Annotated in this window: 7 protein-coding genes; 5 read left to right on the top strand and 2 right to left on the bottom strand. The window is 65.6% G+C overall.

Annotation, left to right across the window (positions count from 1 at the left end; translation table 11 throughout):
• Positions 1 to 17 precede the first annotated feature (17 nt).
• Positions 18 to 533 carry a guanyl-specific ribonuclease gene (locus tag AC5RVY_RS05500; protein ID WP_493953720.1) on the top strand — a complete coding sequence of 172 codons (516 nt, stop codon included), beginning with the start codon at positions 18 to 20 and terminating at the stop codon, positions 531 to 533.
• An 8-nt stretch (positions 534 to 541) separates the two neighbouring features.
• Entirely contained in the window at positions 542 to 898 is a 357-nt protein-coding gene (locus AC5RVY_RS05495; protein ID WP_493953719.1) for a barstar family protein, read from the top strand.
• Positions 899 to 936: 38 nt separating this feature from the next.
• Here AC5RVY_RS05495 and AC5RVY_RS05490 read toward each other — a convergent pair whose 3' ends face one another.
• Both AC5RVY_RS05490 and glgP read right to left on the bottom strand, forming a co-directional pair.
• Positions 937 to 2,718 carry a thiamine pyrophosphate-requiring protein gene (locus AC5RVY_RS05490; protein ID WP_493953718.1) on the bottom strand — a complete coding sequence of 594 codons (1,782 nt, stop codon included), beginning with the start codon at positions 2,716 to 2,718 and terminating at the stop codon, positions 937 to 939.
• Positions 2,719 to 2,764: 46 nt separating this feature from the next.
• Entirely contained in the window at positions 2,765 to 5,386 is a 2,622-nt protein-coding gene (gene glgP / locus AC5RVY_RS05485) for an alpha-glucan family phosphorylase (RefSeq protein WP_493953717.1), read from the bottom strand.
• Between the two features lie 152 nt (positions 5,387 to 5,538).
• Between glgP and AC5RVY_RS05480 the strand changes: the two genes are divergently transcribed.
• From AC5RVY_RS05480 to AC5RVY_RS05470, 3 genes are read left to right on the top strand one after another with little or no spacing between them, the layout of a single operon-like run.
• On the top strand, positions 5,539 to 7,620 hold the full coding sequence (locus AC5RVY_RS05480; protein WP_493953716.1) for an alpha-1,4-glucan--maltose-1-phosphate maltosyltransferase: 2,082 nt from the start codon (positions 5,539 to 5,541) through the stop codon (positions 7,618 to 7,620).
• Entirely contained in the window at positions 7,617 to 9,413 is a 1,797-nt protein-coding gene (gene treS, locus AC5RVY_RS05475) for a maltose alpha-D-glucosyltransferase (RefSeq protein ID WP_493953715.1), read from the top strand. Before AC5RVY_RS05480 ends, treS begins: the two co-directional genes overlap by 4 nt.
• A gap of 1 nt (position 9,414) precedes the next feature.
• Positions 9,415 to 13,113, top strand: a complete 3,699-nt coding sequence (locus tag AC5RVY_RS05470; RefSeq protein WP_493953714.1) for a 1,4-alpha-glucan branching enzyme — start codon at positions 9,415 to 9,417, stop codon at positions 13,111 to 13,113.
• Positions 13,114 to 13,495: the final 382 nt, after the last annotated feature.

Genomic DNA, 13,495 nt, shown 5'->3' with positions numbered 1-13,495 from the left:
CCGCCGGAGGACAACCTATGCGCAACCGCAATGCCCTGCCCTTGCTGCTGGCTGGCCTGATAGTACTGGCCCTGCTGGCGTTCGGCGGCACCGGCGTCCTGGGCCAGTTGACGGAAAGTACGACGGCGAGGGGCACCTCCAGCGCAACGCCGGACCCTGGTGCGTCCAGCGGTGCTCCCCGGGCCACGGACGCCCGCCCCGCGGCGCCCCCTGCCTCGGTTCCGGCGCCGGCTCGGGACAACCCGTCAGGGCTGCCGGAGGTCCGCGAGTCCGCGCTTCCCGCCGAAGCCCGCAGCACCCTTGCCCTCATCCGTGCCGGAGGGCCCTACCGTTACAGCCAGGATGACCAGCCTTTCGGGAATTTTGAACGGGTCCTCCCGCGGAAGGACCGGGGCTACTACCGGGAGTACACGGTACCCACGCCCCGCGAATCAGACCGTGGAGCCCGGCGGATCGTGGCCGGTGACGGCGGCGAGAAGTACTACACCGATGATCATTACGAGACATTTCGATTCATAGCGGAAGGCAGCTAAGCGCAACCATGAAGATCTACTCCGGCGATACCTGGACCCTGGAAGAGCTGCAGGAACAGGTGACCGACGCGGGGCGCCGCAGCCTGCTGGTCCCGGCGGCCGACAGCAAGAGGGCCGTCCTGGAGGCATTCGGCGAGGTCCTGAACTTTCCGGAACACTACGGCGTGAACCTGGATGCGCTCAACGATTCCCTGCATGACTTTGCGGACAGCATCACGGACAACGGCAACGCGCCGGTCACGGTGCTGTGGCAGGTTGCGGCCCCGTTCCGCGGCGACCGGTCCTTCGGGATCATCTGCGAGATCCTCCAGGACGCAGAGCGCTACGCCGGAAAGGACCTGGCCGTCACCGCAGTCCTGCTCTAATCCAGCCCTTGCCCAGCCCCCCTGTGCCCTAAACCTGCCTAGCCGCGTTCCTCGTGCCCGGTGTAGGTGTCCAGCAGGTCCAGCGCCCGGCCGCCGCCGCTCTCTTCGGCAAGGGCCTTGCGCATGCTTTCCGCCTTTTCCTTGCCGCCCGGGAAGGGCGGCAAGAGCGGGATCTCGGGGTCGGTCAGCACCTCGATCACCACCGGCCTGTCCGCCGCGAAAGCCCGCTCCCACGCGTCGCCCAGCAGCGACGGATCTTCCACGCGGATACCGGTCAAGCCCAGCAGGTCAGCGTAGCCCGCAAAAGGGAAGTCGGGGAGTTCCTGGCTGTCCCGGAACCGCGGTTCGCCCTCGGACTCCCGCTGTTCCCAAGTAACTTCGGTGAGCTCCCGGTTGTTAAAGACACAGACGATAAACCGGGGGTCCTGCCACTGCCGCCAGCGGTGCGCCACGGTCACCAGTTCGGCGATCCCTGCCATCTGCATGGCGCCGTCCCCGGCAAGGGCCACCAGCGGCCGGTCCGGGTGGGCAAGCTTCGCGGCGATGCCGTAGGGGATGGAGCAGCCCATGCTGGCCAGCGTGCCGGAGAGGTGGGCAGGAACGCCGGGCGGCAGCACCAGTTGGCGGGCGTACCAGTACACGCAACTGCCGACGTCGATACTCACCTGGGCGTTGGCCGGAAGCCTGCCGTTCAGTTCCCGCACCACCCGCTCGGGGTTCACCGGGCTGGCCGGTACCGCCGCGCGTTCTTCGGCGAGGGCGCGCCAACGCACCACCTCCTGCTCGACGTCGTCCTGCCACTGCCCGCGGGGACGTGCCGCCAGCCGCAGACTGAGCGCCTGCAGTGCAGCCGCAGCGTCGCCGGCCAGTCCCACTTCAACCGGGTAGCGGTTGCCGATCTTCCGCTCGTCGATGTCGATCTGGATGGCGCGGGCGGCGCCTGGCGGGGGATAGAACTCCGTCCAGGGATCGTTCGAACCCACGATCAGCAGGGCATCGCAGTTGCCCAGCAGGTGCGCGCTTGCCGTCGTTCCTAAATGGCCCATCGTGCCCACGGCGAAGGGCAACGTCTCATCCACATACGGCTTGCCCAACAGGCTGGTCGCAATCCCGGCACCCAGCTGTTCCGCGATGGCCACCACTTCGGCGCCGGCGTGCCGGGCGCCCTGGCCAACAAGCAGGGCCACTCTCTCCGCGCCGTTGAGGATTGCAGCGGCCGCCTCCAGGTCTTCCGTGCGCGGGGTTTTGGCAGATGTACTCCAGGATGGTGCGGTGACCACCACTCCGTGTTCCTGTCCGAGTTCGGGCTCGGGCGCGGACTGGATGTCATGCGGCAGGATCACCACGCACGGGGACGCCGTGGCCTTGGCCGTCCGGAAGGCACGGTCAAGGACCATGGGCAGCTGCTCGGGTGCGTTGACCTGCTGCACAAACTGGGCAGCAACGTCCTTGAACAGAACCGTGAGCTCTATTTCCTGCATATAGGCCGAGCCGAGCACCGTGCGGCTTTGCTGCCCCACGATGGCCACAACGGGCACGCCGTCGAGCTTTGCGTCGTACAGGCCGTTGAGGAGGTGGACCGCCCCGGGCCCCTGGGTGGAGGTGACCACCCCCACCCCGCCCGTGTACTTCGCATGGCCCACCGCCATAAAAGCCGCAGTTTCCTCGTGCCGGGCCTGCACGAATTCCACCCGGCCTGCCGCCCGGCGGAGGGCACCCATAAACCCGTTGATCCCGTCCCCGCTGTACCCGAACACACGGCTGACGCCCCATGTTTCGAGCCGGTCCACGATCAGGTCTGCCACGGTGCGGTCGTTCACGGGGTCCCTCCTGCTGCGATTCTCCTGCCAGGCCCGGGTTCAGGCCTTACGCGTTGACGATCAGTCCCAGTTCAGCCTTGGACGCCAGTGCGTCATGCCGCGGCAGCACCCGGACGGTGTAGCCGAAGGAGCCGGACCGGTCAATCACCAGGGAGCCGCTGAACAGGTGCCGGCTGCTGCCAAGGTCCTCCTGGACCTTCAGCTCCATCACCGTGATGTCTGCCAGCGTGTCGCTTTCCTCTGCCCGGCCGTAGGCCACTTCCACGCTCACGTCCTCGGGGGTGAGTCCCTGCAGGGCCACGTACGCGTTGACCTGGAGGGTGTCGCCAATCTGCGGGTCTTCGGAAACCCCCACCGAGTCCACATGCTCCACATGCACGTGGGGCCACGCTGCGCGCACCTTCGCTGTCCAGGCCGCGAGGTTGCGGGCCTGCAAGTACGAATTTGCGCCGGCGCTCCGGCCGGCCTCCGCAGCCGGGCGGTAGAGGATGTTCACGTAGTCGCGCAGCATCCGCTCGGCCGAAACCTGCGGGCCAAGGTGCGAGAGCGTGTGCTTGATCATCGACACCCAGTGCGTGGGCACCTTTTCCGCGCCCGGCGTCGTGGATGGCCCTGCCGCTCCCGCGCCTTCGGAAACGGTGCTGCCGTAGAAGCGCGGGGCAACCTGGGTTTCCAGGAGCTCGTAGAGCGCGGCGGCCTCGATATCGTCGCGTTCCTCCGGCGATGCGTCGTTGTTCGCGGTGGGAATCGCCCAGCCGTTTTCGCCGTCGTACATCTCGTCCCACCAGCCGTCCATGACGGAAAGGTTCAGCGAGCCGTTCAGGGCAGCCTTCATGCCGGACGTTCCGCAGGCCTCAAGCGGCCGGAGCGGGTTGTTCAGCCACACGTCGCAGCCCGGGAACAGGGTGCGTGCCATCGCGATGTCGTAGTTCGGCAGGAAGGCGATGCGGTGCCGGACCTCAGGATCGTCCGTGAAGCGGACCAGGTCCTGGATCATCTTCTTGCCGGCGTCGTCGGCGGGGTGGGACTTGCCGGCGATGACCAGCTGGATGGGATGTTCCTTGTGCAGGAGCAGCGCCTTGAGCCGTTTTGGTTCGCGCAGCATCAGGGTGAGCCGCTTGTAGGTGGGAACGCGGCGGGCGAACCCGATGGTGAGCACGTCCGGGTCCAGCACGTTGTCCGTCCAGGCCAATTCGGCGTCGGCGGCGCCGCGCTTCTTCCAGGCGGCCCGCAGCCGCTTGCGGACATCCTCCACCAGCGCTGCCCGCATCTCGCGGCGCAGCGCCCAGACGTCTGCGTCGCTGACGTTGTAGGCCAGGTCCCAGCGGCCGTTGGCCTCCGCTTCGCTGCCGAACTGGTCCCGGGCGAGCTTGGAGATCCTGCTGTCCACCCAGGTGGGCACGTGCACGCCGTTGGTGACGGACGTGATGGGCACCTCCGAGTTGTCGAACCCTGGCCACAGGGCCGAGAACATGCCGCGGGACACCTCGCCGTGCAGTTTCGCCACGCCGTTGGCCCTTTGCGCCAGCCGCAGGCCCATCACGGCCATGTTGAATACTGACGCGTTCCCGTCGGCGTAGTTTTCCCGGCCCAGTTCCAGGATCCTGTCCACGGGCACGGCCGGTGCGAGGCCGGCCTGGAAGAAATGGTGGATCTGGGCGATTTCAAACCGGTCAATGCCGGCCGGTACGGGGGTGTGCGTGGTGAAGACGGTGGACGCGCGGCCCGCGGCCAGTGCCTCGTCAAAGGTCAGTGCCTCGTCCCCGGCCATGAGTTCCTGGATGCGTTCGATGCCCAGGAAACCGGCGTGGCCTTCGTTCGTGTGGAACACCTCCGGGGCTGCCGTCCCCGTGAGCTTTTGGAACGCGCGCAGTGCCTTGACCCCGCCCATGCCCAGGAGCAGTTCCTGCTGCAGCCGGTGGTCCCCGCCGCCGCCGTACAGGCGGTCGGTGATGCTCCGGGCAGCTTCGTCATTGCCCGGGACGTTGGAGTCAAGGAGCAGCAGGGGGACACGCCCGACGTCGGCACGCCAGATATGTGCCAGCAGGCGGCGGTTGTTGGGAAGGGGCAGCGAGACCTGCACGGGCTGGCCGTTGCCGTCCGGGGACGGCTCGCGGAGCAGGGTGAGCGGCAGCCCGTCCGGGTCCAGGACCGGGTAGGTTTCCTGCTGCCAGGCGTCACGGGAAAGGGACTGCTTGAAGTATCCGGCCTGGTACAGCAGGCCAACGCCGATCAGGGGCACGCCGAGGTCCGATGCCGCCTTCAGGTGGTCACCCGCGAGGATGCCCAGGCCGCCGGAGTACTGCGGAAGGACTTCGGTGATGCCGAATTCCGGCGAGAAGTAGGCGATGGAGGCCGGCGTCTCAGGTCCCAGGCCCTGGTACCAGCGCGGCTCCTCGAGGTACCGGTCAAGGTCCTCTTCGGCGGCGCGGACGCGTTCAACCACGGACTGGTCCGCGGCCAGCTGCTGCAGTTCTTCGCGGCTCACCAGGCCCAGGAAACGGACGGGGTCTTCACCGCTTTCGGTCCACATCCGGGGGTTCAGCCCGGCAAAGAGTTCCCGCGTGGGGCGGTGCCAGGACCAGCGCAAATTGCTGGCCAACCGGGCCAGCGGGCGGATCGGCTCGGGGAGCACTGTACGGACGGTAAATCTGCGGATTGCCTTCACCTGCGTCACACTAACCGACAACATGCGCAGCCGGAACCAGCCTCGGGTTTCTTTTGGGTAAATGACCGTTGGCGCCCCGAAATGACGCGAACCGCCACGAAATTAGTGAGCAGGCTTAGCATTCCTGGCCATTTCTCGCTAACGTCGAGCCTGTGACGACTAACTCAGGAACCAGTGCCGCATTAGACAATAAGCCGAAGGGCCGCATCACTGACGGCCTGCGGTTTGGACGCTTTCCCATCACTGCCGTGCAGCCGGTAGTTGAGGGTGGAAAATTTCCCGCCAAGGCCCTGCCGGGTGAGGGAATAGTCGTCGGGGCCACAGCCTTCCGGGAAGGGCATGACCAGCTGGGGGTCAGTGCCGTGCTCCTGGATCCGGACGGCAACGAACGTCAGCGAGTGCGGCTGGCACCGCCGCGCGGGGAACGCGGCATGGGGACGGACCGCTGGGAAGGCATCCTCACGCCGTCGGACGTTGGCAACTGGTCCTTCCTGATCGAGGCCTGGCATGACCGCTACGGCACCTGGCACCACAACGCCGAGGTGAAGGTGGCTGCCGGGATCGACGTGGAGCTGATGCTCGCCGAAGGAGCCGCGCTGCTGCGTGAAGCGTCCAACGACGACTTCCGGAGCGACTGGGACAGGGGCATCCTCCGGGGCGCCGCCGAGAGGCTTGCCGACCAGTCCCTCAGCACCGAAGAACGACTCGGGGCCGGATTCAGCCACGAGGTGGCCGGGGTAGTGGCGCACCAGCCCATCCGCGAGCTGGTCACCGTCTCCGAGCAGTACCCGCTGCTTGTTGAGCGCGACCTCGCCGGCCGGGGCGCCTGGTACGAATTCTTCCCCCGCTCCGAAGGCGCCGTCCTGGACCACAACACCGGCGCCTGGACCTCAGGCAACTTCCGTACCGCCGCAGGGCGCCTCGATGCCGTTGCCGCCATGGGCTTCGATGTCCTGTACATGCCGCCCATCCACCCCATCGGCGTCCAGCACCGCAAGGGTCCCAACAACACGCTCATTGCCGGGCCCAACGATCCCGGTTCGCCGTGGGCCATTGGTGCCAAGGAAGGCGGCCACGACGCCATCCACCCGGACCTCGGCACGTTCGAGGACTTCGACGCTTTTGTGGCCCGGGCGAACGAACTCGGCCTGGAAGTGGCCCTGGACCTGGCGCTGCAGGCCGCGCCCGACCACCCCTGGGTCCAGTCCCACCCGGAATGGTTCACCACCCGCGTGGACGGCAGCATCGCCTATGCAGAAAACCCGCCCAAGAAGTACCAGGACATTTACCCGCTGAATTTCGATAACGACCCGGAGGGGCTCTCAAACGAAATTCTCCGTATCGTCCTGCTGTGGGTCAGCCACGGGGTAAAGATATTCCGCGTGGATAACCCGCACACCAAACCAGTGTGGTTCTGGGAATGGCTCATCGCGGAGGTCAATAAAGAGGTTCAGGGCGTCGTGTTCCTCGCTGAAGCCTTCACCCGCCCCGCCATGATGCACGCGCTGGGCCGCGCCGGCTTCCAGCAGTCCTACACCTACTTCACCTGGCGCAACACCAAGAAGGAGATCGAGGAATACTTCAAAGAGGTCAGCCACGAGTCCCCGGCCTTCTTCCGGCCCAACTTCTTTGTGAACACGCCGGACATCCTTACCGAATACCTCCAGTTCGGCGGGCCGGCAGCTTTCAAGGTCAGGGCTGCGCTGGCAGCCACGGCCAGCCCGTTGTGGGGCGTGTACGCCGGCTACGAGCTGTACGAGCACGTGGCCCGGCCGGGAGCCGAGGAGTACATCGACAACGAGAAGTTCGAGTACAAGGCGCGTGACTGGGACGCCGCTGCCCGCTCCGGGCGGACGCTGGCCCCCTACATCACCAGGCTGAACGAGGTGCGGCACGCGCACCCGGCGCTGCAGGACCTGCAGAACCTGACCGTGCATTACAGCACCGACGATTCCACCGTTGTGTACTCCAAGCACAAGACGCTCCCCGACGGGTCCAAGGACACCATCATTGTGGTGGTCAACGTGGATCCGCACGTGACCAAGGAATGCAGCGTCTCCCTGGACCTCGCGGCCCTGGAACTGGACCCGAACGACCTCACCGCGAACGGCGGCTTTTACGTCGAGGACCTCATTTCCGGGGAAAGCTGGGAATGGGGCGAGTTCAACTACGTCCGCCTCGATCCGCACGTGGAGCCCGCACACATCCTGAGTGTGAGGAGAGCGCATCAGTGAGTTTTAATCCGCAAAGCTCGGGCCAGCACTTCACGCCGAAGAGCACCTTCGAACTGAATGCGCCGGGCCTGCAGCACGATCCTCTGTGGTACCGGAAGGCCGTTTTCTACGAGGTCCTCGTCAGAGCTTTTGCGGATGCCAACGGTGACGGCTCGGGAGACTTCTCGGGCCTCATCGACAGGCTTGACTACCTGCAGTGGCTGGGCGTGGACTGCCTCTGGCTGCCCCCGTTTTTCCAGTCCCCGCTGCGCGACGGCGGCTACGACATCTCCGATTACAACTCTGTGCTGGACGAATTCGGCACCATCACGGATTTCAAGCGGCTGGTGGCCGAAGCACATGCCAGGGGAGTGCGGGTCATCATCGACCTGCCCCTGAACCACACCTCGGACCAGCACCCCTGGTTCCAGGAATCGCGCAAGGACCCGGACGGGCCTTTCGGTGACTTCTACGTGTGGAGCGACACCGATGAGAAATACCAGGACGCCCGGATCATCTTCGTGGACACCGAGGAATCGAACTGGACCTTCGACCCGATCCGCCGGCAGTTTTTCTGGCACCGGTTCTTCAGCCATCAGCCCGACCTGAATTTTGAGAACCCCAAGGTCATTGATGCACTGTTCGACGTCGTACGGTTCTGGCTGGACCAGGGCATCGACGGGTTCCGCGCAGACGCCATCCCGTACCTGTTTGAGGAGGAGGGCACCAACTGCGAGAACCTTCCCGCCACCCACGAATTCCTCCGCAGGCTCCGGGCCATGGTGGACGAGAGCTACCCCGGGCGCGTCATCATTGCCGAGGCCAACCAGCCGCCCAACGAGGTGGTGGAGTACTTCGGGACGGAAGAGGAACCCGAGTGCCACATGGCCTTCCACTTCCCGATCATGCCCCGCCTGTACTACGCGCTCCGGGACCAAAAGGCGGCGCCCATCATCGAGACGATGAAGGACACCCCCGATATTCCGGAGGGCGCGCAGTGGGGGACCTTCCTGCGGAACCATGACGAGCTGACCCTTGAGATGGTCACTGCGGACGAACGGGCCGCGATGCTCGGCTGGTACGCGCCGGACCCTCGGATGCGCGCGAACATCGGAATCCGACGCCGGCTGGCACCCCTGCTGGACAACTCCCGGGCCGAGATCGAACTGATCAATGCCCTGCTGCTGTCGCTGCCTGGCAGCCCGTTCCTGTACTACGGGGACGAGATCGGCATGGGGGACAACATCTGGCTTGAGGACCGGGACGCCGTCCGCACCCCCATGCAGTGGAACCCGGACCGCAACGCGGGCTTCTCGCACGCGGACCCCGGCAAGCTCTACCTGCCCGTGATCCAGTCCTTGGTCTACAACTACAACATGGCCAACGTTGAGGCTGAGGCCGCCCACTCGGGCTCCCTGCTCCGCTGGACACGGCAGATCCTCAGCGTCCGCAGGAACCATCCCGCGTTTGGCCTCGGTGCCTTCAGGCACGTCGAGGCCGACCACGACGCCGTTCTGGCCTACCTTCGCGAGCTGCCGGACGGCAACTCGGCGGGGGTGGACGGCGAGACCGTCCTGTGTGCCTTCAACCTCTCACAACATCCAGTGGCCGCCCGGCTGCGCATTCCCGAGTACGCCGGACGCGGCCTTCGGGATGTGTTCGGAGGCCAGCCGTTCCCCGGCATCAACGAGGACGGGACGCTGACGTTGACCCTTGGCAGCCATGATTTCTTTTGGCTGCGGGTCCGCTCTGCAGCATCCAATCCTTCGTCCCCCTACACGCAGGCTATGCCGATCCTCTCGATTGAGAACTGACATGAACCAGCCCATCCTTACTCCCGCCCTGACCGCACTGCTTCAGGAATGGCTTCCGAGGCAACGCTGGTTCCCCGTGAAGACGCCCGCCTTCGAGGTCGCCCAGGCCGGCAGCCTGGGCCTTGAGGACCCTTCCGGCCACGCCGCCCTCGCCGTGTTCCTCCTGAAGGTCACCACCAAGGGACCCGACGGCGGCCGGCGCACCGAAGTGGTGCAGGTCCCCTTGAGTTTCCGGCCGGCACCGGCGGCAGGTATGGAGCGTGCCCTGATCGGCGAGGCAGCCGGAACGGATCCTTCCAGGCCATGGGTTTACGACGCCGTGCACGATCCGGACTTTGTGGGTGCCTGGCTTGACCTGATGCGCAGCGGGGAGAAGGCGCCCAGTGGCACGGCCGCGGGCTACCGGACCCCCGGAGAGCACAGGCTGCCCACGGCGCGGGGCGTGGTCAAGGTGCTGTCGGGAGAGCAGTCCAACAGTTCGGTGATTGTAGACGACGGCGAATCTGCGGCCATCGTGAAATTCTTCCGTGTCCTCTCGGAAGGAATAAACCCCGAAGTTGAGGTGGGGGCCGCCCTCACTTCCGCCCGTACTGCCGAAGTCCCGGCCACCCTCGGCTGGGTCAGGGGGGAGTGGCTGGCGCAGGGTGTTCCTTCCCCGGACGGCCCGGCCACGCGTTCCCGGCGCGTGGAAGGGGAATTGGCGGTAGCACACGAGTTCCTGGCCGGCGGGCTTGACGCCTGGCGCCTCGCTGTTGACGCGGCCCGCTCCGGAACCGACTTTACGGCGGAGGCGCGGGCCCTCGGCGCCGCCACCGCCACTGTCCACAGCCGGCTGGCAGAAGCCCTCGGCCAGTCAGAGGAAGCCGAACCCGGCAAGGTGATCGGGCCGGCTGTAGCCCAGCGCATCCGCCAGGCGTGGGCGGAAGCCGCCTCCGCCGTCGGGCCTCATGACACAGCCCTGAACAAGCTGCTGGACGGCCTGGACGGCGTTCCTGCCGGCCCCCTGCAGCGCATCCACGGAGACCTCCACCTGGGCCAGATCCTCCAGGTTCCTGGCCATGCAGGGGAACCTCCCCGCTGGGCGATCCTCGACTTCGAGGGCGAACCGCTGCGCCCCATTTCCGAACGGAACGTTCCCGACGTTCCCCTCCGCGACGTGATGGGGATGCTGAGGTCCTTCGACTACGCCGCGGGGGCCGCACAGCGCGAGCAGGAAAGCGCCCAAGTGCCCGCCTCCTGGGTCGATGACTGCGCCGACGCATTCCTGGCAGGCTATGCCGAAGTCACCCCTGGCACCGTGGACAAGGACTCGCCCCTCTTTGTGGCATTGTGGCTGGACAAGGCACTCTACGAAGTAGTTTATGAAATGCGTAACAGGCCCGACTGGCTGGCGATCCCCGTGAACGCCGCCAGGCGGCTCCTCAGCGGTAACGGCCCCGGCGACCAGGCCGGGGCAGCATCGGAAGGTAACGAAATGACAGGCTCTGCACGAACCGACCATCCCGGGGTGCCGCTGCATGTGGATGCAGGCACTTTGGGCCAGATCGCGAACGGCGAACACCACGCCCCCCATTCCGTCCTCGGCGCGCACCTGGACGACTACGGCCACGTCACCATCCGTACCGTGAAGCACCTGGCCGAGGCCGTCACCGTGATCACCGCCGCGGGCGAGCTTCCCATGGAACACGAAGCGCACGGCGTGTGGGTGGCCGTGATGGAGCCGCTGCAGCACGGCCACGTCCCGGACTACCGCCTTGCCGTGACCTACCCCGGCGCCGAGCCCGTGATCGTAGACGAGCCCTACCGCTACCTGCCCACCGTGGGTGAAGTGGACCTGCACCTCATCGGCGAGGGCCGGCACGAGAAGCTGTGGCAAGTGCTTGGCGCCCACGTCCAGCACTACAAATCGTCCCTGGGCGACGTGGACGGTGTGTCCTTTGCCGTCTGGGCGCCAAACGCCCAGGCCGTGCGGATCAAGGGCGACTTCAACGCCTGGGACGGCCGCGAGAACTCGCTCCGCTCCCTGGGCTCGTCCGGCGTCTGGGAAATCTTCGTTCCCGGCGTTACAGCGGGGGCATGCTACAAATTCGAAATCCGCACCCGCGCCGGCCACTGGGTGGAAAAAGCCGACCCGCTCGCCTTCGGGACCGAGGTCCCGCCACTGACCGCCTCCCGGGTTGTGGAACCCTCCTATGCGTTCAAGGACGACGAGTGGATGGAGGCCCGGGCCAAGCGGGACCCGCACAACTCCGCCATGAGCGTTTACGAAGTGCACCTCGGTTCCTGGCGGCTGGGGTTGGGCTACAAGGAACTGGCCAAGGAACTCGTGGACTACGTCAAGTGGCTCGGGTTCACGCACGTGGAGTTCATGCCGGTGGCAGAGCACCCCTTCGGCGGCTCGTGGGGCTACCAGGTCACCTCGTACTTTGCACCCACCTCACGGTTCGGCCACCCGGACGAATTCCGGTATCTGGTGGACGCACTCCACCAGGCGGGAATCGGCGTCCTGCTGGACTGGGTGCCCGCACACTTCCCGAAGGACGCCTGGGCCCTGGCCCAGTTCGACGGCGAGCCCCTCTATGAGCACTCCGATCCGGCGCTGGGTGAACACCCGGACTGGGGAACGTTGATTTTCGACTTCGGTCGGACAGAGGTCCGCAACTTCCTGGTGGCCAATGCGCTGTACTGGCTGGAGGAGTTCCACATCGACGGCCTGCGCGTGGACGCCGTAGCCTCAATGCTCTACCTGGACTACTCCCGCGAAGAGGGGCAGTGGCGGCCCAACCGCTTCGGCGGCCGCGAGAACCTGGAAGCCATCTCCTTCCTGCAGGAAGTGAATGCCACGGTGTACAAGACGCACCCCGGGGCAGTGATGATCGCGGAAGAATCCACCGCCTTCCCGGGCGTCACCGCGCCCACCAGCCACGGCGGCCTCGGATTCGGCCTGAAGTGGAACATGGGCTGGATGCACGACTCCCTCAAGTACGCCTCTGAGGATCCGGTCAACCGCAGGTGGCACCACGGAACGGTCACGTTCTCCCTTGTTTATGCCTTCACCGAGAACTTCCTGTTGCCCATCAGCCATGATGAGGTAGTCCACGGCAAGGGCTCCATGCTCCGCAAGATGCCCGGCGACCGCTGGCAGCAGCTGGCCAACCTGCGGGCCTTCTTCGCTTACCAGTGGGCCCACCCGGGCAAACAGCTCATCTTCATGGGTACGGAATTTGGCCAGGAAGCCGAATGGTCCGAACAACACGGCCTCGACTGGTGGCTCGCGGACATTCCGGCGCACAAGGGATTGCAGCTGCTCACCAAGGACCTCAACGAGCTCTACGCTTCCACTCCGGCCCTGTACACCCGCGATAACGAACCGGGCGGCTTCCAGTGGATCAACGGGGGTGACGCCGAGCGCAACGTCCTCTCGTTCATCCGGTGGGACAAGGAAGGCAACCCCCTGGTCTGCGCCATCAACTTCTCCGGAGCGCCGCACGCCGCCTACACCTTGGGAGTGCCTGAGGCTGGTGCGTGGACCGAGGTGCTCAACACGGACTCCACCACCTATGGCGGATCCGGTGTGCTCAACAACGGAGAGCTGAAGGCCACCGAGGAAGGGCAGGACGGACAGCCGGCCACCCTGAGCGTTACCTTGCCGCCGCTTGGTGCCGCCTACTTCAAGCCCGGAACACCATCCACGCGCTAGCTCCCCGTTTCCTGTGACGAAGGGCCCGGAATCCTTGTGGTTCCGGGCCTTTTCGTGCCGGCGTGCCCTCGCTTGGGGATGCTGCCTCCGGTCCGGTTGGCTATCCCGGACAAGTGGTGGTAGAGTTTATTTCCGCGCTGGTCCACAGAGTCAGCCGGAAAAACCGACAATCAAGCCTCACGGTGATGAGGGTCGCGGACGCCGGTTTGACAAGTGAGAGTCCAGCGGGTAAGTTTGAAAAGTTGCTCCGGAGCGATCTTGAACGTTTGTTTGGGTGGTGCCGGGTGTGTCTGTTGTTTGAGAACTCAATAGTGTGCCAAGTTTGTTGATACCGATTTTTTATAAAAATTGGTTGAATTTGCTGTGCCGCCACCCCGTGGTT

The organism is Arthrobacter sp. Ha26, assembly GCF_059091705.1.
This window is presented reverse-complemented; position numbering and strand designations above follow the sequence as displayed.